General features: G+C 66.9%; 24 protein-coding genes. 13 read left to right on the forward strand and 11 right to left on the reverse strand.

What is annotated here, in order from left to right:
* The first annotated feature begins 16 nt into the window (after positions 1 to 16).
* The gene (locus ACWW1C_RS07930; RefSeq protein ID WP_455982918.1) at positions 17 to 220 is read left to right on the forward strand and encodes a hypothetical protein; all 204 of its coding nucleotides are present in this window, start codon (positions 17 to 19) and stop codon (positions 218 to 220) included.
* Positions 221 to 231: 11 nt separating this feature from the next.
* On the opposite strand, the gene ACWW1C_RS07935 is transcribed toward ACWW1C_RS07930, so the two are convergent.
* From ACWW1C_RS07935 to ACWW1C_RS07950, 4 genes are all read right to left on the reverse strand, one after another.
* A complete protein-coding gene (locus ACWW1C_RS07935) occupies positions 232 to 1,281 on the reverse strand; it encodes an NAD(P)H-dependent amine dehydrogenase family protein (protein WP_455982919.1) in 1,050 nt (349 codons plus the stop codon).
* Between the two features lie 154 nt (positions 1,282 to 1,435).
* Positions 1,436 to 2,863: a cytochrome P450 gene (locus tag ACWW1C_RS07940; RefSeq protein ID WP_455982920.1), complete on the reverse strand. Its 1,428-nt coding sequence runs from the start codon at positions 2,861 to 2,863 to the stop codon at positions 1,436 to 1,438.
* Positions 2,860 to 3,669 carry an SDR family NAD(P)-dependent oxidoreductase gene (locus tag ACWW1C_RS07945; protein WP_455982921.1) on the reverse strand — a complete coding sequence of 270 codons (810 nt, stop codon included), beginning with the start codon at positions 3,667 to 3,669 and terminating at the stop codon, positions 2,860 to 2,862. The genes ACWW1C_RS07940 and ACWW1C_RS07945 overlap by 4 nt, the downstream gene beginning before the upstream one ends.
* Positions 3,666 to 4,355 carry a hypothetical protein gene (locus tag ACWW1C_RS07950; RefSeq protein WP_455982922.1) on the reverse strand — a complete coding sequence of 230 codons (690 nt, stop codon included), beginning with the start codon at positions 4,353 to 4,355 and terminating at the stop codon, positions 3,666 to 3,668. The genes ACWW1C_RS07945 and ACWW1C_RS07950 overlap by 4 nt, the downstream gene beginning before the upstream one ends.
* 121 nt (positions 4,356 to 4,476) lie before the next feature.
* Here ACWW1C_RS07950 and ACWW1C_RS07955 point away from each other — a divergent pair, with 121 nt between their 5' ends.
* From ACWW1C_RS07955 to ACWW1C_RS07970, 4 genes are all read left to right on the forward strand, one after another.
* Positions 4,477 to 5,133: a TetR/AcrR family transcriptional regulator gene (locus tag ACWW1C_RS07955; RefSeq protein ID WP_455982923.1), complete on the forward strand. Its 657-nt coding sequence runs from the start codon at positions 4,477 to 4,479 to the stop codon at positions 5,131 to 5,133.
* Between the two features lie 238 nt (positions 5,134 to 5,371).
* Positions 5,372 to 6,190 carry a ComEA family DNA-binding protein gene (locus ACWW1C_RS07960; RefSeq protein WP_455982924.1) on the forward strand — a complete coding sequence of 273 codons (819 nt, stop codon included), beginning with the start codon at positions 5,372 to 5,374 and terminating at the stop codon, positions 6,188 to 6,190.
* Positions 6,187 to 7,656: a ComEC/Rec2 family competence protein gene (locus ACWW1C_RS07965; RefSeq protein ID WP_455982925.1), complete on the forward strand. Its 1,470-nt coding sequence runs from the start codon at positions 6,187 to 6,189 to the stop codon at positions 7,654 to 7,656. The genes ACWW1C_RS07960 and ACWW1C_RS07965 overlap by 4 nt, the downstream gene beginning before the upstream one ends.
* A 30-nt stretch (positions 7,657 to 7,686) precedes the next feature.
* Positions 7,687 to 9,045, forward strand: coding sequence for a glutamine synthetase family protein (locus ACWW1C_RS07970; RefSeq protein WP_455982926.1), 1,359 nt, complete (start codon positions 7,687 to 7,689; stop codon positions 9,043 to 9,045).
* A 4-nt stretch (positions 9,046 to 9,049) separates the two neighbouring features.
* Here ACWW1C_RS07970 and ACWW1C_RS07975 read toward each other — a convergent pair whose 3' ends face one another.
* Entirely contained in the window at positions 9,050 to 9,202 is a 153-nt protein-coding gene (locus ACWW1C_RS07975; RefSeq protein WP_455982927.1) for a hypothetical protein, read from the reverse strand.
* Between the two features lie 231 nt (positions 9,203 to 9,433).
* Between ACWW1C_RS07975 and holA the strand changes: the two genes are divergently transcribed.
* Positions 9,434 to 10,375 (forward strand): DNA polymerase III subunit delta, encoded by a 942-nt coding sequence (holA, locus tag ACWW1C_RS07980; protein ID WP_455984194.1) that lies wholly within the window; start codon positions 9,434 to 9,436, stop codon positions 10,373 to 10,375.
* A 79-nt stretch (positions 10,376 to 10,454) separates the two neighbouring features.
* Here the strand turns inward: holA and rpsT are convergent, their stop codons facing one another.
* Positions 10,455 to 10,715 (reverse strand): 30S ribosomal protein S20, encoded by a 261-nt coding sequence (gene rpsT / locus ACWW1C_RS07985; protein ID WP_064860034.1) that lies wholly within the window; start codon positions 10,713 to 10,715, stop codon positions 10,455 to 10,457.
* A gap of 225 nt (positions 10,716 to 10,940) precedes the next feature.
* Between rpsT and ACWW1C_RS07990 the strand changes: the two genes are divergently transcribed.
* The 5 genes from ACWW1C_RS07990 (at position 10,941) to ACWW1C_RS08010 (ending at position 15,663) form a co-directional block, all read left to right on the forward strand.
* Positions 10,941 to 12,593 carry a circularly permuted type 2 ATP-grasp protein gene (locus ACWW1C_RS07990; protein WP_455982928.1) on the forward strand — a complete coding sequence of 551 codons (1,653 nt, stop codon included), beginning with the start codon at positions 10,941 to 10,943 and terminating at the stop codon, positions 12,591 to 12,593.
* Positions 12,593 to 13,567 carry an alpha-E domain-containing protein gene (locus tag ACWW1C_RS07995; RefSeq protein WP_455982929.1) on the forward strand — a complete coding sequence of 325 codons (975 nt, stop codon included), beginning with the start codon at positions 12,593 to 12,595 and terminating at the stop codon, positions 13,565 to 13,567. Before ACWW1C_RS07990 ends, ACWW1C_RS07995 begins: the two co-directional genes overlap by 1 nt.
* A 1-nt stretch (position 13,568) precedes the next feature.
* Positions 13,569 to 14,408: a transglutaminase family protein gene (locus ACWW1C_RS08000; RefSeq protein WP_455982930.1), complete on the forward strand. Its 840-nt coding sequence runs from the start codon at positions 13,569 to 13,571 to the stop codon at positions 14,406 to 14,408.
* A gap of 67 nt (positions 14,409 to 14,475) precedes the next feature.
* Positions 14,476 to 14,907: a CBS domain-containing protein gene (locus ACWW1C_RS08005; protein ID WP_455982931.1), complete on the forward strand. Its 432-nt coding sequence runs from the start codon at positions 14,476 to 14,478 to the stop codon at positions 14,905 to 14,907.
* A 147-nt stretch (positions 14,908 to 15,054) separates the two neighbouring features.
* Complete coding sequence (locus tag ACWW1C_RS08010) at positions 15,055 to 15,663, forward strand: GNAT family N-acetyltransferase (protein ID WP_455982932.1); 609 nt, start codon at positions 15,055 to 15,057, stop codon at positions 15,661 to 15,663.
* 131 nt (positions 15,664 to 15,794) lie between these two features.
* Here the strand turns inward: ACWW1C_RS08010 and ACWW1C_RS08015 are convergent, their stop codons facing one another.
* Complete coding sequence (locus ACWW1C_RS08015) at positions 15,795 to 16,409, reverse strand: type II toxin-antitoxin system PemK/MazF family toxin (RefSeq protein ID WP_455982933.1); 615 nt, start codon at positions 16,407 to 16,409, stop codon at positions 15,795 to 15,797.
* On the opposite strand from ACWW1C_RS08015, the gene lepA reads away from it, so the two are divergent.
* Positions 16,396 to 18,351 (forward strand): translation elongation factor 4, encoded by a 1,956-nt coding sequence (gene lepA / locus ACWW1C_RS08020; RefSeq protein WP_455982934.1) that lies wholly within the window; start codon positions 16,396 to 16,398, stop codon positions 18,349 to 18,351. The two genes, ACWW1C_RS08015 and lepA, sit on opposite strands and share 14 nt — an antisense overlap.
* 54 nt (positions 18,352 to 18,405) lie before the next feature.
* Here the strand turns inward: lepA and mddA are convergent, their stop codons facing one another.
* The 3 genes from mddA to ACWW1C_RS08035 all read right to left on the reverse strand — a co-directional run bounded on the left by mddA (position 18,406) and on the right by ACWW1C_RS08035 (position 22,209).
* On the reverse strand, positions 18,406 to 19,167 hold the full coding sequence (gene mddA / locus ACWW1C_RS08025) for a methanethiol S-methyltransferase (RefSeq protein ID WP_455982935.1): 762 nt from the start codon (positions 19,165 to 19,167) through the stop codon (positions 18,406 to 18,408).
* A 305-nt stretch (positions 19,168 to 19,472) separates the two neighbouring features.
* Positions 19,473 to 21,299: a family 2A encapsulin nanocompartment cargo protein cysteine desulfurase gene (locus tag ACWW1C_RS08030; protein WP_455982936.1), complete on the reverse strand. Its 1,827-nt coding sequence runs from the start codon at positions 21,297 to 21,299 to the stop codon at positions 19,473 to 19,475.
* The gene (locus tag ACWW1C_RS08035; protein WP_455982937.1) at positions 21,286 to 22,209 is read right to left on the reverse strand and encodes a family 2A encapsulin nanocompartment shell protein; all 924 of its coding nucleotides are present in this window, start codon (positions 22,207 to 22,209) and stop codon (positions 21,286 to 21,288) included. Before ACWW1C_RS08035 ends, ACWW1C_RS08030 begins: the two co-directional genes overlap by 14 nt.
* A gap of 313 nt (positions 22,210 to 22,522) precedes the next feature.
* On the opposite strand from ACWW1C_RS08035, the gene ACWW1C_RS08040 reads away from it, so the two are divergent.
* Positions 22,523 to 23,785: a thioester domain-containing protein gene (locus tag ACWW1C_RS08040; protein ID WP_455982938.1), complete on the forward strand. Its 1,263-nt coding sequence runs from the start codon at positions 22,523 to 22,525 to the stop codon at positions 23,783 to 23,785.
* A gap of 61 nt (positions 23,786 to 23,846) precedes the next feature.
* Here ACWW1C_RS08040 and ACWW1C_RS08045 read toward each other — a convergent pair whose 3' ends face one another.
* Positions 23,847 to 25,883, reverse strand: a complete 2,037-nt coding sequence (locus ACWW1C_RS08045; RefSeq protein WP_455982939.1) for a glycoside hydrolase family 15 protein — start codon at positions 25,881 to 25,883, stop codon at positions 23,847 to 23,849.
* Positions 25,884 to 25,945 lie beyond the last annotated feature (62 nt).

A 25,945-nucleotide genomic window follows, 5' to 3' on the forward strand; every position in this document is an offset into this window, starting at 1 on the left:
TTGAAAGGCGACGACGATGAGCCACGTACTGCACCTCAGCTGGCCCCACGCCCTGGCAATGCACGCACCGACCGCCCCCCGGTGGCTCACCAACACCGAGCATGCCGTCGCCGACGCGGTGCATCGGCTGGCCGATGAGCACCCCGCGAGCCCGGTGTATGACACCCATGTCGAGTACCTCGAGGACGCGCTGATGGCGCGCGAAATGTATCGGCTGTGAACGCTTTTGGGCTAGCCGGCGAATCGGCCGGTGACCGGCGGCACATCCTTGAGCGTCAGGATGCCCGGCGCGGCGGCCACCACCGCGGGTACTGCGTTGGTCACGGGCAGCGCGGTGTAGATCATGCCGAGACCGTTCAGGCTGACCTCGCTCCAGTCCTTCGACGGGAGGCAGTACACGACGGTGCGCATGTTGGGCACGCCGAACACCTGGATGACGTGGCCGTGTGCGACGGGCTTCGGTGGGGTGACGTGCTCGCCCATGATCCAGTTGAAGCCGACGCTGACCACGTTCTTGTCGCCGACCCAGCCGCGGTGGTAGCCGTAGACGCTGGCGACGGTGCCCTTCTGGATCTGCATGAACCCGAGGTCGGAGTCCTCGGTCGCGGGGGTGAAGGTGACGTCGAAGGTGATCCGGTCCAGTTTGGCGCCGATGGCGTCGGCCATCATCGCGGCTGACTCGGCGAACACCTCACTCTCCAGACGCACGCTCTCGGCCAGGCCCGGTGTCTCGGGGTCCTTGCCGAAGCCCATCGCGGCCATGGTGCCGGCCGATTCGTAGACGCCGCAGTCGACCGACTCGGTGATACGGATTTCGTCGACGCTCTCGCAGGCGCTGGAGAGCACCATGCCCATCATGTTCGTCAGGCCGGGGTGTGCGCCGCTGCCGAAGATCGTGGAATTGCCTGCCTCGCAGGCCTTCTGGATGCGCGCCAGGTCCTCCGGCGACTGCTTGCCACCGGTGATCCAGGCCGCGGTGGAACAGACGTTGATGCCGGATTCGAGCAGCCGGACCAACTCGTCGACGCTGGGCCAGATCGGGTTGTAGCAGCAGGCGTCGGGCTTGAGGGCCACCAGCTCTTCGATGTCGTTGGTCGCCTTGATGCCGGTCGGTTCGGGCCAGCCGGCGAGTTCGGCGGCGTCCACACCGACCTTCTCGGCGCCGTACGCGTAGACGCCCACCAGTTCCATGTCGTCACGAGCGATGATCGCGTGCAGAGACCGCTTGCCGATGTTGCCGGTGGTCCACTGGATGACGCGCAGTGGTCGGTCGGTGGTCATGGAGGGCCTCCTCGTTGGGACTGTCGCTTTCGCTAGACACTATGCCGCAGGTGTCTACCGCCCTTAAGGGGTCCCGATGGCCGGGAAATTCATCATCAGTCGAAATGCGATGGAGATTGACAGGCGCACCCTTGCGGTCAGATAACAGCGGATTTCAGGCCTCGAGCGGGCGGATGAATATTGGCAGGCCGTCGGCCGGTGTGGGGCCAGTGCCCCATGCCATTTTCGGGTGGTACCCGGATGGCAGGCGCCAAACATGGCGTCGCAACAGTTCATGCATGATCGCTTTGACGTTCATCTCGGCGAACTGCTGGCCGATGCACTTGTGGACGCCGCCGCCGAACGGTGCGAAGGCGTATCGGTGTATCGGGCCTGCGTCGGTGCCGTCGAGGAATCGGCTGGGATCGAAGCGGTCGGGGTGGGGCCACCAATCGGCCAGCCGCATCGAGGCGTAGACGTTGATGGCGATCTGGCTCTTGCGTGGGATGTAGTGTCCGGCCACCTCGGTGTCTTCGATGGTCTGCCGGAACAGCGTGCCTGCCGGGGCGTACATACGCAGGATCTCTTTGAATGCAGCATCGAGGAGGGGGTAGCGGTTCAGGTCTTCCAGGGTCGGTTCATCGGTCGGGCGGCCAAACGCTTCCTCGCGTAATGCGTTTTGCCACGCGATATTTCGGCCCAGTTCATAGACCAACATCGAGATGGCGATGGCGCTGGTGTCGTGAGCTGCCATCAATAGAAAGATCATGTGATTGACGACGTCGGCGTCGACGAAGCGGTCGCCGTCCTCGCTGCGGCTGCGGCACAGCATCGAGAACAGGTCGGTGCCGGTGCCTGCTCGGCGAGCCGGAAGCTGGCAGGCAAAGTAGCGCTCCAGACGCTCCCGCGCCCGTAGCCCACGCGCCCATGTACCGCCGGGGACGTCGGCGCGGATGAAAGCCTGCCCTCCGCAGACCGTGTCGTGGAAGTCGGCGGCGAGCTGGTCAGCTTCGCCGCTCAGATGGGTGCCGACGAACACTTCGGCCGCCTGATCCAGTAACAACTGCTTGACGACGGTGTAGAAGGGAAAGCGTTGAACTGCAGTCCAACTCGTAACAGTTCGGGAGATTCCCGGGTGCATCAATGCCAGGTAACCGTCGAGCGCGTCGCGGGTGAATGCGTGCTGCATGATGCGCCGGTGATCGCGGTGTTCATCGGAGTCCAGGAGCATGATTCCGCGGTGGAAGAACGGGCCGATGACCGGCGCCCAGCCGCGAGCGCTGGAGAACGCCTTATCTTTGTTGACCCAGACCGCTTCCAGCGCTTGCGGTCCCATGAGTTGCACGATGCGGAATCCGACACCGCCGGCCCAGGACACGGGTCCGTAGCGGTCATAGCGCTCGCGGGCGAAATCCAGCGGGTCGACCAATGAACTCATGATGTGGCCGATCAGTGGGAACCCATAATTGCCCATCACCGGTTTGAGCCCGGAACCCTTCGGCGGATGGGCCAAGGCGTGCTCACGGCTGGGGTAGCGCGAGGTCACTGAGGCGGCCGCGCTCTGCAGACGATGTTTGGCGGCCGCTGTGCCGAGGACGGTCATCGGCCGATCCGGTCCAGGTAGGCACGCCGCCTGACGGGGTCGTAGTGCCCGGGTGGTCGCCTCAGCGTCGCAAGGTGTTTGACGCGCCGCAGCAGTAATTCTGGCGTCGCTTCTTCGATGGCACCGAACGGTGCCAGCCAGCGCGGCACGGTGACTTCATTGCGTGGACGGCGGGCACTGTCGGCGATCGCTATGGCGATATCGGCGGGTTGTCGGGTCGGTAGCAGATCCAGGGAAACGCCCGCCGTCAGCTCGGTATGCACTGCGGTCGGAAACACTGTCGTCACGGTGACACGTGTGCCTGCGATCTCGGCTCGGACGGCGCGGGACAGTGCGGCGACGGCATACTTGGTGGCGCAGTACACCGACATCCCGGGAGTGGTCACTTTCGCCGCCATCGATGCGACGTTGACGATGTGGCCGTGATCTCGCTCCAGCATGCCGGGCAAGAACTCGTGCATCCCATTGATCACGCCACCCAGGTTCACGGAGACCTCACGGTGGTACAGCGACAGCTTCTGCTCGGCGAACGGCCCCATGTACTGGATGCCGGCATTGTTGATCAGCATGGCGACGGGGCCGTCGGCTGCGGCCGCCGCGTGGTACGCGGCGACGCTGTCGGGATCGGTGACGTCCAGATGGACTGCGCGAGCGCCGATCTGCTCAGCGGCACGCCGCGCTTCGTCAGCGTCCAGATCGCCGATCCACACCCGGGCGCCTCGGCGGGTCAGTTCCTCGGCGGTGGCCCGACCGATGCCGCGCGCACCGCCGGTGACGCACGCGATTGCACCTGCCAGGTCGATCATGACGCGTCTGCGGTTTCGTCGCTGAACTCCCGTAGCGCGAAGTAGGCGATGAGCCGTACTTCGCCGTCGGGCATGGTGAGCAGTGCCCGCCCCAGATAGAGACCAGGTGTCAGTTCGACGATCTCGTCCCGAGTGCGTTTGATGGGGAACGTGCGCACGCTCGGGTTGCGGTACTCCTCGACGGAATAGTCCAGCGCGCGCACCGTGATGAACGGAGCGACCGCGGCGGTGTCGAGGCGATGGTTGAAGTGAAACCCATTGACCTCCTTACCGACACGGCGCAGGCCACGGTATCCCGGTGCGATGATCGGCATCGCTACCCGGGCGATCGGTGCGAGCCGGTTGAATCCGGTCCCTGCGGTGTGATCGAAGGATTTGCCGCGCCAGGTCGGTTCGATCTTGAGCAGCGGGTTGGCCAGGTGTGCCTCGGGAATGCCGAACAGCTTGCCGACGATCAGGCCTTCCAACGCGCCGTTGATCTCTTCCGGCGCATCGCCGCGACCGAACAGTGCCGCGAGTTGGTCTTGTCGTCCGCCGTTACCTAATTCCTTGATGTAGTCCCAGCCTTGCCGCTGCGCCAGGACCGGCGCAACGCGCGCGAGTTCACGCAGGTCACTGAGTGCGGACGTGCCGGTGTCGATGGCCGCCGTGCCGGCAAGCGGACGGACTTGAGGGGAGGTGCTCACGATGCTCCTTTCAAATTCTGGCACGATTTGGTACCAGACTAATCTGGTTCGAGACGGTGCCAGATATGGAGACGCCTTGTCAAGGGAAGGTGGAACGACGAAAAGGTGCGACGATCATGTGGTGTCCGAAGCCTCGTCCCGTGCGTACGCTGGTCAGTCGGCAGACGTTCGACGGCGCGATCGGCGAACTCGGCTGATCGAATCCGCGCTGGACGTCTTGGCCAATGGCGACTGGCGAGCCATCACCGTTGACAAGTTGTGTACGGCGGCGGGGCTGAACAAGCGCTACTTCTACGAGAGCTTCTCCGACCTCGATGCGGTGGCCACCGCAGTGGTAGACGACATCGCCGAGCAATTGCGTCTGGTCGCACTGGAGGCCACCGCAGCCAGTGCGACCCAGCCGCTGGCGGTGCAGGCTCTGTCGACAGTCAGTGCACTGGTGAATACGCTGGCCGACGATCCCAGACGCGCGACGGTGTTGCTGGGCGCAGTGTCCTTGTCGCCCGCTCTGCAGCGCCACCGCGACGACATCATGGTCGGCCTGACCGGCGTGCTCATCGAGCATGCGCGTACCGTGCACGATGTCGAGCTCGAAAGCGATCCGTTGGCTCAGGTGGCACCCGCGTTCATCATCGGCGGCACCGCAGATGCAATCCTCGCGTTCGTCGAAGGCCGGGCCAGCGTCACCAAAGACGAACTGGTCCAGAGCATTGCGACGCTCTGGCTGATCACCGGTAACGGTGCTGCGCAGGTGGCGCAGGCCCGACGGATGTCCTGAGAGGCGTCAGGTCCCTGGTCGGCAGAGTCGACCCGTACCTTCGCCGGGCGTCCCGGTCGCCGCCGGGAGGCACCCCCGGATTCGCCGACGGACGGACTGAGACTCCGATGCCGCCGGTGGCGGCTGAACGCTACGCCAGCCGGACGATTCATCCACAGAACGCGATTGATCCACAGGCGGCCCATGCGGCGCGATTTTCGCGGCGTTTCGGTCGGTCACGCTGCCTAACGTCGCGAGCATGGTCACCCAGACACCAGTCGATCGAGCGCAGCGCCGCCTGACCGCCCAGCCCGGAGATGCGACGGACGCCGACTGCGAATCCGCACCGAACGACGACACCTCGCTGTCACGCTGGTTGCCCGACGCGGTGCCCGGTAGCCCCGGGTGGCTCGCGTCGGTGCGGGCCGATCCGGGACGTGCGGGCGTCATCGCGCTCGCGGTGGTCGGCGTGGTCGCGGTCATGGTGACCGTGATCGCGGTACTCGGCGATGACAAGCCGCCCGTGACCGCGGCGAAACTGCCTCCGGTGCAGATGGTTTCGTCCAGCTCGGCTGGGCCACCCGCGCCGCCGGCCAAGACCGAGGATGTCGTGATCAGCGTGGCCGGTCTCGTTCACAAACCGGGGTTGGTGACGCTGCCCGCCGGTGCGCGCATCGCCGACGCGGTCACGGCCGCCGGAGGAGCGCTGGCCGGCGCGGACCTGGTCAGCCTCAACATGGCCCGCAAGGTGACCGACGGCGAGCAGATTCTGGTCGGCATCACCGCGCCGCTGGGCACGCCCGCGGTCATGCGCAGTTCAGCAGGCGCGACGTCCGGGCCGCCGGAGAAGCGGCCGCCCGGTGACGGAAAGGGCTCTGGTGCACAAGGACCCGTCGATCTGAACACTGCGACGGAGGAGCAGCTCGACGCGCTGCCCGGTATCGGCCCCGTCATGGCGAAAGCGATCGTCGCGTGGCGTGCGGCCAACGGCCGATTCGCGAGCGTCGATCAGCTGGGCGAGGTCGACGGCATCGGGCCGAGCCGGCTGGAGAAACTGCGCGAGCTGGTCAAGGTGTGACAGCGGATCCGGCGCCGGACGTCCCCGGTATCGACCTGCGCTTGGTGCCGGCCGCGTTGACGTGCTGGACGGTGACTGCAGCCGGCGTGTGGTGGGGGCCGTGGGCTGCGGTGTCGCTGGTTGTCATCGCGGTGGCGGCAGTCGTGGGCGTCGGGATGCGAGTGGGTTCGGTGCGGTGGCCCGCAGTGCTCGCCGTGGCGGCGGTGTGTACGGCGTTCGCGATCGTCGCGGCGGTGCGAGTGCATGCGATCGAGTCTCACCCGCTCGCGTCCCGGTTCGGCACAACGGTAGCGGTGACGGTCACGCCCACCGAGTCACCCAGGACGATCCAAGGTGGCCGGTTGATGTTCTCGGCGTCGTTGCAGAGGCTGCAGGACGCCGAATCATCAGGGCGGGTCCTGGTTTTCGCGCCGGCCGTGGGGTATTCGGAGGTCGGCGTGGGCCGCCCGATGGCGTTCCGGGCCCGGACCGCCGCGCCCAAGCGGCGCGACCTGTCGGTGGCCGTGCTCACCGCCGTGGGCACACCCCGGTTCGGGACCGCGTCGACCGGGCAGCGCGCGGCAGCAGACGTGCGGGCTGAATTCGGCGAGGCCGCAAGGTTGGCGTTGCCGCCCGATCAGGCCGCGATGCTCCCTGGCCTGGTGCTCGGCGACGTGTCGGCTGTCGAGTCGGATACGACGGCCGCGTTCCGCCGGGCGGGGTTGACGCATCTGACGGCGGTGTCGGGCGCGAACGTGACCATCGTGTGCGGCGCGGTGCTGCTCAGTGCGGCGTTGGTGGGACCGCGCATCGCCGTGACGCTGGCGGCGGTGACGCTGTTCGCATTCGTCGTGATCGTGCAACCCTCGCCGAGCGTATTACGGGCCGCGGCAATGGGTTCGGTGATGTTGATGGGCATGCTTGTCCACCGGCGCCGACAGGCCATCCCTGCGCTGTCGGCCAGTGTGCTGGTGCTCATGGTGATGTCTCCGGCGCTCGCGGTGGACGCCGGCTTCGCGCTGTCCGTGGTGGCGACCGCGGGACTGGTGGTGATCGCGCCGGGGTGGTCGCGCCGACTGGTGGGCCGCGGCTGGCCTAAGCCGATCGCTGACGCCGTGTGTGTGGCCGTCGCCGCGCAGCTCGTGACCGCACCGTTGGTGGCGGCGATCTCAGGAAGCCTCAGTCTGGTCGCGGTGGCGGCCAATCTGTTTGTCGCTCCGGTTATTCCGCCCATCACCATCCTCGGCACCGCGGCCGCAGCGGTGGCGTGGTGCTGGCCCGCCGCGGCGCAACTGCTGATCCGGTTCACCGGACCCGAACTCTGGTGGTTGCTACACGTCGCGCGGTGGAGTGCCGCGGTTCCCGGAGCGGCGGTCAGCGTCCCGTCGGGCTGGAGCGGCGCGCTGCTGCTCGGGGCGACGACGGCGGGAGGGGCGCTGCTGTTGGCCGCATGGCGCCGACGACGAGGAAATGAGATCCGGCCATGAACACCCGCGCCGCGTTGCAGAATTATTGACGTGAATGACGATCCGGCCGGGTCTGTGGCGGCGGCGGTTGCGGGACTCGAAGAGGCCGGCGTGGGGACCCTGGTCGGCACCGTGGTCAACGCTGCAGGCCTGACGCAGGTCAAGGTGGTTCCCCTCAACCGGGTGGCGGTGTTCGCCGAACATGGACTGGGTACCAGCCCGACGTGGCATGTCTTCGCCATCGACCAGACCGGCATCGTGGTGGGTGATCGGATCGGTGTGGTCGGGGACCGGCGGGTGCGGGTCGACCTCGCGGGTCTGGCCCTCATCGGGGATGGGCTCGCCTGGGCGCCCTGTTCGTTCTTAACTCAGGACGGCAACCAGGACCCGTACTGCGGTCGCGCTGTGCTGCAACGGGTTACGCAGCGACTGGCCGCAGCCGGGCTGACGGCCACCGTCGGACATGAGGTGGAGTTCGTGCTCGTCGGCCCGGACGGCGCGCGGCTGCCGTCCAATCTGTGGGCGCAGTACGGACTGGCCGGCGTGCTCGAATTCGAAGGGTTCGTCCGGGACGTGATGGATGCGGCCGCAGCCGCAGGTGTGTCGATCGAACAGTTCCATCCCGAATACGGAGCGAACCAATTCGAATTCTCGCTGACGCCGCGCGATCCGCTGGCTGCAGCCGACCAGCTGGTGCTCGCGCGAATCATCATCAGCCGCGTCGCCCGCCGCCACGGGCTGCGCGTCAGCCTGTCTCCGCTGCCGTTCGCGGGCAGCGTGGGTTCCGGTGCCCATCAACACTTTTCGCTGAACCGGGATGGTGCACCGGTGTTCTCCGGTGGTTCAGGGGAGCGCGGCATGAACGCTGCCGGCGAGTCGGCCGTCGCGGGGCTGCTGGCGGGTCTGCCCGGTGCGCAGGGTGTCCTGTGCGGCTCGATCGTGTCGGGACTGCGCATGCAGCCGGGGAGTTGGTCGGGTGCCAATGTCTGCTGGGGTACCGAGAACCGGGAGGCGGCCGTCCGCTTCGTCAGCGCGGCCTCTGGTAACCCGTACGGCGCCAATGTCGAGGTCAAGATCGTCGACCCGTCGGCCAGCCCGTATCTGGCGTCGGCGACCATCCTCGGCCTGGCGCTCGACGGCATCGTTCGTGAACTGCCGTTGCCACCCGAAGTCACCGTCGACCCGGCGTCCCTGACCGAGGCCCAACGACAGCACGCCGGAGTGGTGACGCTGCCGGCGAAACACATCGAGGTACTCGACGCGCTGCGGAACAGCGACGTGGTCCGCGACATCCTCGGGGACGCGCCGGTCGACGCTGTGCTTGGTGTGCGCGGCTACGAACAGCAGAACTACGGCGGCCTGTCCGACGCCGAACTGGCCGAGAAGTTCCGGCTGGCCTGGAGTCTGTGAGGGCTCAGCCATCCAACGGCCGGGTGATGAAGTCGTCCAGCGCTTCGCCGAATGGTGCGATTTCGAAGTCCGGCTCGTAGTAGGTAATTGCTTGTCCTGCCGGGAGATCGGGAGAGAAATATAGGGCGGTTTCGTCATTGACACCGGTGACGAACATCAAACGTTGCGTGCCAGGGAACGGCAGGTCTTCGAACCAGTCGAATGGTCACCTCTGTGACCAGCCAGTCGCCGACTGCCGCGGTCAGAGCCTGTTGATCGATATCGGCCATCGTCCTCCCCGGCATCACCAATCGCGCAGTGCAACCCTAAACCGGTATTCGCAACCCGCACTGCGCTGATTGTCAGCCCGACATGAAACGATCAACGGGTGAGTGGATCGACCGAGGCATTGCATCTGGTGCTGGGCGACGAGGAACTGCTGGTCGAGCGTGCCGTGGCCGACGTATTGCGTGAAGCGCGCAAGCGAGCCGGCAACGACAACGTTCCCGTCGACCGGCTGCGGGCCGGCGACGTGTCGACCAGTGAACTCGCCGAACTGCTGAGCCCGTCGCTGTTCGCCGAGGAACGCGTGGTGGTCCTGGAGTCCGCGGCCGAGGCCGGCAAGGACGCTGTCGCCCTCATCGCCGACGCGGCGGCCGACCTTCCCGGCGGCACCATGCTCGTCGTCGTGCACACCGGTGGCGGCCGGGCCAAGGCCTTGGCGGATCAGCTGAAAAAGCTTGGTGCCGAGGTGCATCCGTGCGCGAAGATCGCCAAGGCCGCCGAGCGCGCCGACTTCGTCCGCAAGGAATTCCGATCGCTCAAGGTCAAGGTCAGCGACGACGCCGTCAACGCCGTGCTCGACTCGGTCGGCTCCGACATCCGTGAACTCGCCGCGGCGTGCTCGCAGCTGGTGGCCGACACCGGCGGCCAGATCGATGTGGCGGCAGTGCGCCGCTACCACTCCGGCAAGGCCGAGGTGAACGGCTTCGACATCGCCGACAAAGCCGTCTCGGGTGACGTCAGCGGCGTCGCCGAGGCGCTGCGCTGGGCCATGGCCGGCGGTGTGCCGCATGTGGTCCTGGCCGATGCGCTGGCCGAGGCGGTGCACTCGATCGCGCGCGTGGGTGGCCAGTCGGGTGATCCGTATCGGCTTGCGGGGGAGTTGGGCATGCCGCCGTGGCGGGTCCAGAAGGCGCAGAAGCAGGCCCGGCGCTGGTCCCGGGACACCGTCGCCGAGGCGCTGCGCGTGGTCGCGTCGTTGAACGCCGATGTCAAAGGTGCGGCGGCGAGCGCCGACTACGCACTGGAGTCGGCGGTGCGTCGCGTCGCCGAGCTCGCCGACAGCTGAGCGGCCGGCCACTCCACGCGCACAACAAAACCGCGGCCCGATCATCGGGCCGCGGTTTCGCGGAAACTACAGGCTCAGATCAGAGCTTGTTGAAGGCCAGGGTCAGCGCCGACTTCTTGTTGGCGGCCTGGTTCTTGTGGATGACACCCTTGGTGGCGGCCTTGTCCAGCTTGCGGTTGGTGGCGACGAGCAGCTCGCCGGCCTTGTCCTTCTCGCCCGCCTCGACGGCCTCACGGAAGCCGCGGATAGCCGTACGCAGCGCCGACTTCACCGACTGGTTGCGCAGACGTGCACGCTCGTTGGTGCGGATGCGCTTTTCCTGCGACTTGATGTTGGCCACGCGTGTCGTTCCTTCTAAATCTCAAATTGGGCACGTCCGGGAAGAGCATGCTCGGTCTTAAGTCTGCGCTTCGCCCATCAACGGGCAGCGACTGTTCAGGTTACCAGCGTCCATGCGAAATCCCCAAAGCGCGGGATACGCGCCCTGGCCGGCGACGATCCCGAGCATATCTGTGAATGCCAAGTTGCCCTGCCGAAACCGCCAGGTTGATGCAGCATGTCTGCCATGAGCCCACGGACATCGCAGAGCGGCCCCGTACGGACGCGGCCCAGCTCCCCAGGGAATCGCTACGACGGTGTGTTCAACGGCTACGACGACGTCGACAGCTATGCCGCCGCGTACGACGAAATGTTCGATGACAAGGGTGTCGTGCGCGGTCTCTACAAGGGCGTCTTCGCCGAGTTGGCGCCGTCCGACACGTCCGAGCTGGCGGCCAGGTCCGAAGCGCTCGGCCGCGCGTTCACCGACCAGGGCATCACGTTCTCGCTGTCGGGTCAGGAGCGGCCGTTCCCACTGGACCTGGTGCCCCGCGTCATCTCGGCCGCCGAGTGGTCGAAGCTGGAAAAGGGCATCAAGCAGCGCGTGAAGGCGTTGGAGATGTACCTGGACGACGTCTACGGCGACCAGGAGATCCTGCGTGACGGGGTGATCCCGCGCCGGCTGGTGACCTCGTGTGAGCACTTCCACCGCGAGGCCGCCGGCATCGTCCCGCCCAACGGCGTCCGCATCCACGTCGCGGGCATCGACCTGGTCCGCGACGACAAGGGCGACTTCCGGGTGCTCGAGGACAACCTGCGCTCGCCGTCCGGGGTGTCCTACGTGATGGAGAACCGCCGGACCATGGCGCGCGTGTTCCCCAACCTCTTCGCAACGCACCGGGTCCGCGCGGTCGGCGACTACTCGTCACACCTGCTGCGGGCGCTGCGCAATGCGGCGGCCTCCAACGAGGCGGACCCGACCGTGGTGGTCCTCACGCCGGGCGTCTACAACTCGGCCTACTTCGAGCACTCCCTGCTGGCTCGGCAGATGGGCGTCGAACTCGTGGAGGGCCGCGACCTGTTCTGCCGCGACAACATCGTGTACATGCGGACCACCGAAGGCGAGCGCCAGGTCGACGTCATCTACCGCCGGATCGACGACATGTACCTCGATCCCATGCAGTTCCGGCCCGACACAGTGCTCGGGGTCGCCGGCCTGCTCAACGCCGCGCGGGCGGGCAACGTCGTCATCTCCAGCGCGGTGGGCAACGGGGTCGGTGACGACAAGCTGGTCTACACCTACGTGCCGACCATCATCGAGTACTACCTGGGCGAGAAGCCGCTGCTGGCCAACGTCGACACCTACCGCTGCTGGCTCGAGGAGGAGTGCGAGGAAGTGCTCGACCGGGTCCGTGAGCTGGTCATCAAGCCGGTCGAGGGTTCGGGTGGCTACGGCATCGTCTTCGGGCCGGACGCGTCGGAGAAGGAGATCGCCACGATCTCGAAGAAGGTCCGCGCCGACCCGCGTGGGTGGATCGCCCAGCCGGTGGTGCAGCTGTCGACGGTGCCGACGCGGATCGGCGACAAGCTGGCCCCACGGCACGTCGACCTGCGGCCTTTCGCGGTCAACGACGGTGACGACGTGTGGGTGCTGCCCGGAGGCCTGACCCGTGTGGCCCTGCCGGAGGGCTCGTTGGTGGTCAACTCCAGCCAGGGTGGGGGATCGAAGGACACGTGGGTGCTGGCTTCGCGCGCGTCGACCGCCGACCATGAGCTTTCGGCCGCCGAAGTCGTCCGTTCGCTGCCGTCGGCCGGCCAGGCCGCCGACGAGGGGCCGCCGCAACAGGCCGTCCAAACCGCCCATCAGCAACAGCAACAGCAACAGGCGGTGATGTACTGATGTTGGCGCGCAACGCGGAATCGCTGTACTGGATCGGCCGCTACGTCGAGCGGGCCGACGACACCGCCCGCATCCTGGACGTCACGGTGCACCAGCTGTTGGAGGACTCGAGCGTCGACCCCGACCTGGCATCCCGAACGTTGTTGCGGGTCTTGGGGATCGAGCCGCCCGCGGCTCCGTTGGACATGTGGTCGTTGACCGACCTGGTCGCGTTCGGGCACGGGGGCCAGGGTGACAACTCGATTGTCGAGTCGATCTCGGCGGCCCGCGAAAATGCGCGCGGCGCACGCGAAGTCACCTCGACCGAGATGTGGGAATGTCTCAACACCACCTACAACGCCCTGGCGGAGCGCGAGCGGGCCGCCAGAAGGCTTGGGCCGCACGAGTTCTTGAGCTTCGTGGAAGGCCGTGCCGCGATGTTCGCGGGCCTGGCCGACTCGACGCTGTCACGCGACGACGGCTATCGCTTCATGATGCTGGGCCGGGGGATCGAGCGGGTCGACATGACGGTGCGCCTGCTGCTGGCTCGCGTCGGTGACAGTGCGTCGTCGCCGGCGTGGGTGACGGTGCTGCGCTCGGCCGGTGCCCACGACACCTACCTGCGGACCTACCGCGGCGTGCTGGACGCCGGCCGCGTCGTCGAATTCATGTTGCTGGACAGGCTCTTTCCGCGGTCGGTGTTCTACTCGCTCCGGGTGGCCGAGCGGCATCTGGACGAACTGCACCACCGGCCACATGACCGCGTCGGCGCCACCGGGGAGGCGCAGCGCCTGCTCGGCCGGGCGCGCAGCGAGCTCGAGTTCCTGCAACCGGGCCTGCTGCTGGATTCGCTGGAGGCGCGCCTGGCTGGTCTGCAGCGCAGCTGCCGAGAAATCGGAGAAGCATTGGCGCTGGAGTACTTTCACGCGGCGCCGTGGGTCGCCTGGACGGACGCGGGGCACCCGGTGTCGGTTATCGAAGAAGGTGAGATCTGATATGTGGCGGCTCAGGGTTGTCCATGCCACCGGGTATGCCTACAAGTCGGCGGTGACGGCGTCGTTCAACGAGGCCAGGCTGACGCCGCGCTCGGACTCGCGGCAGAACGTCATCCTCAACCGCGTCGAGACCACACCGGCCACTCGTTCGTACCGGTACATCGACTACTGGGGCACCGCGGTGACGGCCTTCGATCTGCATGCACCGCACACCGAGTTGGAGGTGACGTCGTCCTCGGTCGTCGAGACCGACAAGGGTGAAATGCCCGCGGAACTGGTTACCTGGGACGACCTGGCGGGGGCCGGCGTGCGTGACCGGTTCGATGAACTGCTGGTCCCGACGGGGTACACACCGCTCAGCAAGCGGCTGCAGCGCGTCGGTCAGCGGATCATGAAGTACTACGACCCACAGGAAGCCGTGATCGCCGCGGCGAACTGGGTGAACACCGAATTGGACTACGTGCCCGGCACCACCGGCGTGCATTCCTCCGGGCTCGATGCGCTGCGCGAAGGCAAGGGCGTCTGTCAGGACTTCGCGCACCTGACGCTGATCTTGTTGCGTGGCATGGGGATTCCGGCCCGGTACGTGTCCGGCTATCTGCATCCGCAGCGCCGCGCCGAGGTCGGCGACACCATCGAAGGCCAGAGCCACGCCTGGGTGCAGGCCTGGACCGGCGGCTGGTGGGACTACGACCCGACCAACGACGTCGAGATCAACGAGCAGTACGTGACGGTGGCTGTGGGGCGGGACTATTCGGATGTCACACCGCTGAAGGGCATCTACTCCGGCGAGGGATCCACCGACCTGGATGTCGTCGTGGAAATCACCCGGCTCGCTTGACTTTCCCTTCGCACCGCCCGCTGCCGACTACCATGGATGTGAGGTGGATCACGATCGGAGGCGGGCGATGCGGATCGCGGACGTACTGACCAACAAGGGTGCCGCGGTAGCGACCATTGCCCCCGAAACCACGGTGTCGCAATTGTTGGCCAGCCTTGCGGCGTTGAACATCGGCGCCATGGTGGTGGTCGGGGCCGACGGATTGGCCGGCATCGTGTCCGAGCGCGACGTCGTGCGCGAACTGCACAAGCGCGGCGGTGGCCTACTGGGCCAGCCGGTTTCGGAGATCATGACGACCGTCCTCGCGACGTGCACGCCGCGCGACACCGTCGACCACTTGGTGGTGCTGATGACCCAGAACCGGGTGCGTCACGTCCCCGTTCTCGACGACGGCCGGCTGGCCGGCATCGTCAGCATCGGTGACGTCGTCAAGACTCGGATGGAAGAGCTCGAGACCGAGCAGCAGCACCTGCAGGACTACATCACCCAGGGCGGGTGAATTTCCCGCGAGCGGCCGTGTCTGTACCGCGACACGCCGCCGACTGCGAGCAATTTGGGGCCGCTCGCGGCCGGTGAGCGTGCGTTGAGTGTCCGTAATCTCCGCATGACGCGACCCGGCAGCGGCCGCTCACGGCAAGCTGGAGAAATGCGTGACATCGAGACGCGACCGGCCGGCCGCTCTGATATCGGGGCCTTGTCGCAGACTCTGGCCCGGGCCTTCGCCGACGACCCGGTGATGCGCTGGATGATTCCGGACGATCGCGTGCGCCGGCGGCGATTGCCGCGCTTGTTCAAGGCCCTCACCAGGTACCGGCATCTGGACAACGGCGGCGTCGAGATCGCCTCGTCGGCCGACGGCATCGGCGCTGCGGCGTTGTGGGATCCGCCGGGCAAATGGCAGCAGACGCGGAGCGCCGAGCTCCGCACACTCCCGGCCATGCTGCTGACTTTGGGTACTGCCGCCCTGCGTGGGCAGGCAGCCGCCGAGTTGATGAAGGCGCACCACCCGGAGGAACCCCATTGGTATCTCGCGGTCATCGGGAGTGACCCGACAGTGCGCGGCGGTGGTTACGGGCAGGCGCTGATGCGGTCCCGGTTGGACCGGTGCGACGCCGAGCACGCACCGGCCTATTTGGAGTCGAGCAACCCGGTGAACGTGCCGTATTACGCGCGGTTCGGGTTCGAGGTCACCGGCGAGATGACGCTGCCGAACGGCGGACCGAGCCTGATCCCCATGTGGCGGCCGGCGCGCTAGGAGCACTGAGCGCCCGCTCGTCGGGCGCGAGCAGCCCCTGAATGCACGCCGAAACCGGCGGGTCGCCGTACAAACACGGCCGCTCGCGGGAGGTATACCCCCCAAGGGGTGCTCGCGGGAAAGGGGCTCAGTCAGGTCCAGGAGTAGCTGGACCGGAGGCGGGCGGCGATGATCTCGAACTTGTCGCGAGCGAGGATGGCGCCCTCGCGACGGATGCCTTCCTCCGGCACGTCGAGCACCCGATCGAGGCGCACCCAGCTGGCGCGTCCCTCGTAGTCCCAGCTGCCCGAGCCGATGCCCACCCAGTCGGCGTCGCTCTGGTGGCGGTCCTGGCTGGACAGCATCAGCCCCAGCAGCGTGGAGCGATCGCGGCCCACCACCAGGACGGGACGGTCCTTGCCGCGGGTCGGATCGTCCTCGTAGACGACCCAGGTCCAGACGATCTCGCCCGGATCGGCCTTGCCGTCCAGGTCAGGTGAGTAGACGACGCGACGGGCGCGGTGCGCGGTGGGGACGATGTTCTCGGTGACCGGGCGACCCGCGGTGATCGCGGCCTGCGGCTCCGCCGGAACCGCACCGAGTGCCGTCAGTCCCACCTCGATACCGAACCGGATCCCCTGCTGGATGGTCCGAGACAGCCCGTCAGGCTGCTGCAAGGTGCGGATGAGCTTGGGCGCCTCGTTGAACACCAGTTGTTCCGCCAGACGCTGGAACGTCCTCCACTGCGACGCCATGACTTCGAGCATAGGGGAGTTTCCGGGCCGCGATTTAGCCGCCGGGGTCCTGGCTAGATACCCTGGTGGGTGCGCACAGTGCGCTAAGAACCGTCGTCACCAGGAGATTCCCATCAGCAGTTTCGCCGACAAGACGTTCACTGCGCCGGCGCAGATTCGGAACTTCTGCATCATCGCCCATATCGACCACGGCAAGTCCACGCTGGCCGACCGCATGCTGGGAATCACCGGTGTCGTCGCCGACCGGGACATGCGGGCCCAGTACCTGGACCGCATGGACATCGAGCGCGAGCGCGGTATCACCATCAAGGCGCAGAACGTGCGGCTGCCGTGGGAGGTCAACGGCGAGCAGTTCGTGCTGCATCTCATCGACACCCCGGGCCACGTCGACTTCACCTACGAGGTGTCGCGCGCCCTGGAGGCCTGCGAGGGCGCCGTGCTGCTGGTCGACGCCGCCCAGGGCATCGAGGCCCAGACGCTGGCCAACCTGTACCTGGCGCTGGACCGGGACCTGACCATCATTCCGGTGCTCAACAAGATCGACCTGCCCGCCGCCGACCCCGATCGGTATGCCGGTGAGATCGCCCACATCATCGGCTGTGAACCGTCCGATGTGCTGCGCGTCTCCGGCAAGACGGGTGAGGGCGTGCGTGAGCTCCTCGACGAGGTGGTGCGGCTGATCCCGGCGCCCGTCGGCGACGCGGATGCGCCCGCGCGGGCCATGATCTTCGACTCGGTCTACGACATCTACCGCGGCGTGGTGACCTACGTCCGCGTCGTCGACGGCAAGCTCAATCCCCGCGAGAAGATCAAGATGATGTCCACCGGGGCGACGCACGAGCTGCTCGAGGTCGGCATCGTCTCACCTGAGCCGAAGGCCTCCGACGGCCTCGGCGTGGGGGAGGTCGGTTATCTGATCACCGGTGTGAAGGACGTCCGCCAGTCCAAGGTCGGTGACACCGTGACGTCGGCCCGCCACGGTGCCACCGAAGCGCTGACCGGTTACCGCGAACCGCGGCCCATGGTCTACTCGGGTCTGTACCCGGTGGACGGGTCGGACTATCCGGTGCTGCGGGAGGCGCTCGACAAGCTGCAGCTCAACGACGCCGCCCTGACGTACGAGCCGGAAACCTCTGTGGCCCTTGGCTTCGGGTTCCGATGCGGCTTCCTCGGTCTGTTGCACATGGAGATCACCCGGGAACGGCTGGAACGTGAGTTCAACCTCGACCTCATCTCGACCGCACCCAACGTGGTCTACCGCGTGGTCAAAGAGGACAACACCGAACTCGTCGTGACCAACCCGTCCATCTGGCCCGAGGGCAAGGTGCGCGCCGTCTACGAGCCGGTCGTGAAGACGACGGTCATCGCGCCCAGCGAATTCATCGGCACCATCATGGAGCTGTGCCAGCAGCGGCGCGGTGAGCTCGGCGGCATGGACTACCTGTCCCCGGAGCGCGTCGAGCTGCGCTACACCATGCCGCTCGGCGAGATCATCTTCGATTTCTTCGACTCTCTGAAGTCGCGCACCCGTGGCTACGCGTCGCTGGATTACGAAGAGGCCGGCGAGCAGGAAGCCGACCTGGTGAAGGTCGACATCCTGCTGCAGGGCGAGGCCGTCGACGCATTCAGCGCCATCGTGCACAAGGATGGCGCCTCGGCGTACGGCAACAAGATGACGACCAAGCTCAAGGAGCTGATCCCGCGCCAGCAGTTCGAGGTGCCGGTGCAGGCGGCCATCGGATCGAGAATCATTGCGCGCGAGAACATTCGGGCCATCCGCAAAGACGTCCTGTCCAAGTGCTACGGCGGTGACATCACCCGTAAGCGCAAACTGCTGGAGAAGCAGAAGGAAGGCAAGAAGCGCATGAAGACCATCGGCCGGGTCGAGGTGCCGCAGGAAGCCTTCGTCGCGGCCCTGTCTTCCGACGCGGCCAGCGACAAGCCCAAGAAGTAGTGATCTGTGCACGATTTTCCGCGGCAGCCGCGGAAAATCGTGCACAGATCGCGGTTACGCCGCGTGGTGTGGGCGTGCTGAGTGATGGTGCGCATGCAGCCCGGGGATCATCATCGGCACCTCGTCGCGGTAATCGCGGTACGCGTCCCCGAGGGACGCGACCAGATCGTGCTCCTCGAACTGGACCGCGATCAGGATGTATCCGGTGGTGGCGAGTGCGAACATCAGATGTCCCGCGGTCATCGTCGGGGTGGCCCAGAACGCCACGATGAAGCCGACCATGATCGGGTGCCGCACCACCCGGTAGAACAGCGTGGTCCGGAAAGTCATGTCGCGGTAAGGCTCTCCGCGCCAGGCCAGGTACACCTGCCTCAGCCCGAACAGATCGAAGTGGCTGATCATGAACGTCGACAGCAGCACGATCGCCCAGCCCACCCAGAACAGGGTGAGCAACACGTAGCGTCCGGCGGGTGCACCGACGTGCCAGACCACCTGCGGCATGCTCCGCCACTGCCAATACAACAGACCCAGCAACAGGCTCGACATCAGGACGTAGGTACTGCGTTCGATCGGCTGCGGGACGATGCGGGTCCACATCCGCTTGAACGCGGGCCGCGCCATCACGCTGTGTTGCACGGCGAACAGGCCGAGCAGGATCAGGTTGACCACCACGGCCTCACCGATCGATGCGGTGATCCCGTGGTCGACGGTGCGGGGCACCACCACGTTGCCCACGAAGCCGATGGCGTAGAGGAACGAGGCCAGGAACACCGCGTAACACAGCACGCCATAACCAAGTGTCAGATAGCGCTTCATCCTGTCCTCCGATTCTCGGAATGCTCCGGTGCCGTCCGCGCCGGTAGACGTGCAGGCAGCGTGGGGAGGGCCCTACGCGCGGCCTGGAGGTCGGAGACGAGTGCTGCGCGGCAGCCTGGCCGCAGGGAGAGAGGAGGGGCCGGCAGCCCGCCGGTACGTGATGTCATATCCGGTGCCGCAGCCCCTGGTCACCTCTTCAATATAGGCCGCAAACCCGCAGGTGGGTATGCCTTTCTCGGGTGCCGGCCAAACGCGAATGCCCCTGTCACGCTCGGCGTGTCAGGGGCATTCGTGTTGGCGTGCGACTAAGGCGAACCCTCGGCGATGCGGCGGACCGCGTCGATGAACACGTCGATCTCCTCGAACGTGTTGTAGAACGCGAACGACGGACGCACCGTCGCCTCGAGTCCGAGGCGCCGCAGGATGGGCTGGGCACAGTGATGCCCGGCCCGCACCGCGATGCCTTCGGCGTTGAGCGCCTTGCCGACCTCGAGCGGTTCGTGCCCGGCCAACACGAAGGACAGCACGCTGGCCTTCTCGTCGGCCGTGCCCACCAGTCGCACGCCCGGAATGGCCGCCAACCGCGGGGTGGCGTACTCCAGCAAGGCGTGCTCGTACGCCGCAATCCGTTCGATGCCAATGCGTTCCACGTACCGGATGGCCTCACCGAGCCCGACGGCATCGGCGATGTTGCCGGTGCCTGCCTCGAACTTGTTCGGCGGTCCCTGGAACACCGAGCGCTCCAGCGTCACATCGGCGATCATGTTGCCGCCACCCTGCCACGGCGGGGTTTCGGCCAGCACGTCCTCGCGTCCGTACAGCACCCCGATGCCCGTCGGCCCGAAGATCTTGTGCCCGGAGAACACGAAGAAATCCGCACCGAGCTCGGCCACGTCGATCGGGATGTGCGGGACGGACTGCGCACCGTCGATCAGCACCCGGGCCCCGTAGCGGTGGCCCAACTCGACGATCGTCTCGACCGGCGTCACCGTGCCGAGCGCATTCGAAACCTGCGTCGCCGCAACCAGTTTCGTGCGGGGGCCCAGTAGGTCCTCGAACTCGCTGAGCAGCAGGTTGCCGGCGTCGTCGACCGGCGCGACCTTGATGACCGCCCCAGTCTGCTGCGCAATCAGTTGCCACGGAACGATATTGGCGTGGTGCTCGAGGTGGGTGATGACGATCTCGTCACCCGGGCCCAGGTGCTTGCCGCCCCACGAGTACGCGACCAGGTTGATGGCCTCGGTGGTGCCGCGAACGAAGATGATCTCCTCGGTCTTGGACGCCCCGATGAACCGCCGGACCGCCTCGCGGGCATCCTCATAGGCATCCGTCGCGCGGGCCGCCAACTCGTGCGCGGCCCGGTGGATGTTCGAGTTCTCGTGGGCGTAGAAGTACGACAGCCGGTCGATGACCGACTGCGGCTTCTGCGTCGTGGCCGCGTTGTCGAACCAGATCAGCGGCTTGCCGTTGACCGTCTCCTTGAGGATCGGGAAATCGGCCCTGATCGCGTGGACGTCGAAGACCTCGTGGTCGTCTTCGATGACCGGAACAGGCTGGGCCGCAACAGGTTCGACCGGGGGCTGCAGAAAGTAGTAATTCCCGCCATCTTCGGACGGTGCCGGAGCGCCTGACCAGCCGAGATCGGGCACCGATGGCACCGTGCCCGGCCACGTCGGTGCGGGGCCGCGCTGGGGCGAGCGAAGCGACGGGGGAGAGCTGGGTGCGACCGGAGCTGACGGCGCCCCCGCCAGCACGCCCGGCACCGTCGGGACCAAGCCAGACGGCACCGCGAACGCCTCCAGCCCACCGAACGGGACGACCGGGCTCACCGCGTTGCCCCGCGGTGCGACCGGCGCTGTCCCCGGCGGAATCCCTTCCGGCCCAGGCGACGTCGGCGCCGGCGCGAACAGCTCCGGCACCGAGACGAACTCGCCCGGCGTGCCCGGGTGTGCCAGACCGGCCGCGGTGGCGGCTGCCGACGTCCCGGTTGTGGCATCCGGGGCCACTCCGCGCGGCGCCACCTGGGTGGTCACCGGCGGACTGTCCGGACCGGGCCGCAGGCTGGTGGCGTAGATCTGGCTCGCCAGCGCCGACAGGTCGTCCTCGCTCAGCGGCAGATCACTTGTACTCATGGAAGTGGTCCACTCCGACGTCCTCGAGGACCGCCAGCGCATCGTCGGTGAGCACCGCCAGCGACGAGTACAGCGTGACCAGGTAGGACGCGATGGCCGACCGGTTGATGCCGGTGAAGCGCACCGACAGCCCCGGGGCCTGCTCGCCGACGAGCCCCGGCTGGAACAGGCCGACCACACCCTGGCGTTCCTCGCCGGTGCGGACCAGGATGAACTTGGTCTTCCCGTCCACGACCGGCACCTTGTCCGACGGGATGATCGGGATGCCGCGCCAGGTGATGAACTGGGCGCCGAACAGGCTGACCACTGGTGGCGGCACGCCGCGACGGGTGGCTTCCCGGCCGAACGCCGCCACCCCGAGCGGGTTGGTCAGGAAGAACGCGGGAGTCTTCCACACCTTGGTGATCAGCGAGTCGAGGTCGTCCGGGGTGGGGGTGCCGCGCAGCGTCTGGATGGTCTGCTCGGGGGTGACCTGCGACAGCAACCCGTACTCCGGGTTGTTGATCAGCTCGGACTCCTGGCGTTCCTTGATGGTCTCGATGGTCAGGCGCAGCTGTTGGGCGACCTGGTCATGCGGACTGGAGTACAGGTCCGACACCCGGGTGTGCACGTCGAGCAGCGTCGAGATGGAGCGCAGCGTGTACTCGCGCGGGCTTGTCTCGTAGTCGACGTAGGTCTCCGGCAGCGGTTCCTCGTTGCCCGAGCCCTGCTCGGCGTGGATCGCGACCTGCTCGGGGTTGACCACGCGGTTGACGCGGTAGATACCGGCCTCGACCGGAACCCAGCTCAGCAGGTGCAGCAGGAATCGCGGGGTGATGGTCGACAGTTGCGGAACTGTCTTGGTGGCATTGGCTAGCTGCCTTGCGGCGAGATCGCCGAGGGCCTGCGATTCGTTCTGCGCAGACGTCATGGGGGGCTACCTCCGACGGGTCGTAGTGGGATGCGGCGGCCACGATACGGCGCTACGGCTGCCCGCACAGGGTTAGCGCGCAGCGTGGTTGAAACCCGGTTTGCTGCGACCGATCGGCCATGGCTTTTCTGCGCGAGTGCCGTATGGTAGGCGGCATGACCCACGACGGATCGCTGCGCATGCCCATGCGGCGCTGCTTCGTCGTGCCGTGTTGTTGTTGATTTTCTGACGCCGGCCCTCTGCGTTCTGCCCGCCCATCTTCTGGCGGAGCACGTAAACGCGCTGTTCACAGCCTCCAGAAAGCCACACAGCAATGTCTTCATCTCTGCTCGCTCTGACCTCCATTCCGCCGCTCGCGCGGGCCCGCACCTCCGTCGCGGTCCGCCGTACCGTGCGCCGGGACGCCGAGATCACCCGGATGACCCGCTACCGCGGCGGCACGTATTCGCCGACCGTCGACACCGTGGTGTTCGCCGACGGGACGACGGCGCGCACCGACCTGATCCGGCTCAACCCGAACATCGACGCGTACTCGCTGGACTTCCTCGGCGTGGCCCCGACCCGGCCGTCGCAGTACCGGCCCGCGAACTGGTCGGCCGTCCCCAACGTGGCAGCGCGCGCGTTCGAGGCCGAGGTCGACTGGATCATCCGCAACTCGTACCCCACCCTCGGGACGGTCGAGTTGAGCCGCCGGGTACGCGCGGCGGGCCATCTGAGCGGTGACGCCCACCTGGCCGAACATGAGGCCATCGCCGCGACACAGGCCGCGATCTGGCATTTCACCAACGGCCTGCGCCTGGACACCCGTCCCCTCAACGTGCCAGTCGCCGTCACACCGCAGCCGGGCGCGATCACCTACGAGTTCGATGGTGAGCCTCAATTGGGCAGCTACACAGTCGAATTGGTCAGTGATGCGGCCGTGTCGTTGGTGCTGCAGAAGTCGGCCGACGGGGCGCGGTGGCGCGACGTCGCGGCGTCGGGACTCAATGTCGCCGCTGGTTACGGGCGCCACCGCCGGACCATCGGCGTCGGGGCCACCGCTTCGGACAGCAGCCCGGGGCGCCAGCACCGGGGGTACCGGTTCTACCGGCTGCTGGTGCTCGCCGACAGTGATACGTTCGTCGAGATCGACGAGGTGGCCTTCACGCTCAACGGCTCCGGGCATCACCGCAATGCCGAACGCGTTGTGGCGCTGTACAACTACCTCGTGGCCGGCGCCGAGGCGGCGCGCAACGTGACGGTGGTGCCGCGGCTGATCGCAGACCGCGCAGTGGTCGGTGACGTCGTCGGCCCGTTCCGGTTCGAGGCCACCGACGCGGCGACGCTCACCGCGGTGGGCGGCACGCTCATCGACGCGGCGGGTGCGCCGATCACCGCGCCGGTTCTTCCCGGAACCGACATCTATGTGCGGCCCGCACCGGCGGCGCGCCGGGTTGCCGTCACCGCGAGTGTGCCTGCGGCGCAGAACGGTTTCGGCGGTCGCGTCATCACCGGGGTGGCGCACGACAGCAGCCTGACGCCCGTCGCCCTCGCGGTGCCGACCCCGACCGTCATCGACTTCGAGCTCACCTTCTAGTCCGTGGGATTTGTGCACGATTTTCCGCGCGGCCCGCGGAAAATCGTGCACAAATCACCTGTCACATCGGCGCGTTGGCGGGCTGGAACACCCCGCTGCTGTCGGCCTCTTCTTCGGCGCGGATCACGTGCACGACGGCGTTGATCAGTGCCAGGTGGGTGAACGCTTGCGGGAAGTTGCCCAGGTGCCGGCCGGTGCGGGGCTCGATCTCCTCGGCGTAGAGGTGCAGCGGGCTGGCGAACGACAGGAGTTTCTCACAGAGGTGCCGGGCCCGGCTCACTTCGCCGATCTCGACCAGCGCGGACACCAGCCAGAACGAGCAGATGGTGAAAGTGCCTTCCTCGCCGGACAATCCGTCGTCGGTCTCTTCGGTGCGGTAGCGCAGCACCAGACCTTCCTCGGTGAGCTCTTCGGCGATGGCCAGCACGGTCGCACGCACCCGCGGGTCGTCGGCCGGCAGGAACCGGGTGAGGATCGCGAGCAGCAGTGAGGCATCGAGGGCGTCGTCGCCGTAACGCTGCGTCAGCACTCCGCGCTTGTCGACACCGTGGGTGAGGACGTCTTCCTTGATCTCATCGGCGATCTTGCGCCACTGCTGCGCGTAGGACTTTTCCCCTTGCAGCTCAGCGAGTTTCGAACCGCGGTCCAACGCCACCCAGCACATGATCTTGCTGGACGTGAAGTGCTGCGGCTCGCCGCGCACCTCCCAGATGCCGCGGTCGGGTTCCTTCCAGTGCTTGATCGCTTCTTCCACTTGGTTTTTCAGCACCGGCCACAGCATCTCGGGAATCTGCTCGCGGGACTTGGCGTGCAGGTAGACCGAATCGAGCATCGTGCCCCAGATGTCGTGCTGCATCTGGTTGTAGGCGCCGTTGCCGATCCGGACCGGCCGTGAGTAGTCGTAGCCGGACAGGTGATGCAGTTCCTCCTCGACGAGGCTGCGCTCGCCGCCGACGCCGTACATCACCTGAAGGGGATGGCGCTCACCATTGTTCGCGCCGGACACGTCGGCGATGAACGAGAAGAAGTCGTCGGCCTCGCGGTCCAGCCCCAGGGTGTACAGGCCCCACAGTGCGAACGTGGAGTCGCGGATCCACGAGTACCGGTAGTCCCAGTTCCGTTCGCCCTGCGGGGTTTCCGGCAGCGACGTGGTACTCGCGGCCAGTAGTGCGCCGGTCGGTGAGTAGGTCAGGCCCTTGAGGGTCAGCGCGCTGCGCTGCAGGTACGACCGCCACGGGTGGTCCGGGAAGTCGCCGACGTTGATCCACTGCCGCCACGCCTCGCTGGTCTTCCACATCTTGTCGGAGGCCTCGTCGAAGGTCTGGGGCGCCGGGTGTTTGGACCACGACAGCGCGACGAACACCTTGTCGCCCTCGGTGAGCCTGGTCCTGGCCCGCGCCTCGTGGCCCTCCAGACCGATCCGCAGGTTGGTGGTCAGCCGCATCGTCGGATGCGCCTCCGGGTTCTTGCCGGCCCGCGCGATGGCCTCGCCGTAGGCGGCCGCCGAGTACTCCCAGGCCGCGCTTTCCCGGTGGTAGTCGAACGAGGGTTCACAGCTCATGACGAACTCGACGGTGCCGCTGACGCAGCGGACGGTGCGCAGCAGGATGTGCTCGGCGTCCCAGTCCATCGGGGTGCGACGGTGGGTCCGCGACCGGGTCTCGATGTCGTGCCACGGCCCCATCACGAGGGCGTCGCGCACGATGGCCCAGCCGGTGTGCGTCTGCCACGTGGTCTCCAGGATCAGCGAGCCCGGGAGGTACCGCCGTGCGGACGGCACCGTCACCCCGTAGGGCGCGAGCCGGAAGTGGCCGGCGCCGCGGTCCAGGATGGAGCCGAAGACGCTGGGGGAGTCCGGGCGCGGTACACACATCCACTCCACGGAGCCCGCCGAGGAGATCAGGCAGGTGTTCTCGCAGTCGGACAGGAAGGCGTAGTCCGCGATCGGTGGGAACGGCGTGCGTACCGCCGTCGAAATCGCACCGCCGGTCAGCGAATCGTCGCCCGCGGCGGCGAGATGAGGAATCCCGTGACCATTCGCCAAGATGTGGCCCGGGTCGTTGGACTGACCTGACTTGTCCGTGTGTGGCAGCACCATTCGCACATCATCGACTGCATCTGCGGTTGGCGTCCACTGAAAGGCCCGAGGAGGCCTGCCGG

The sequence above is a fragment of the Mycobacterium sp. HM-7 genome (assembly GCF_053852335.1).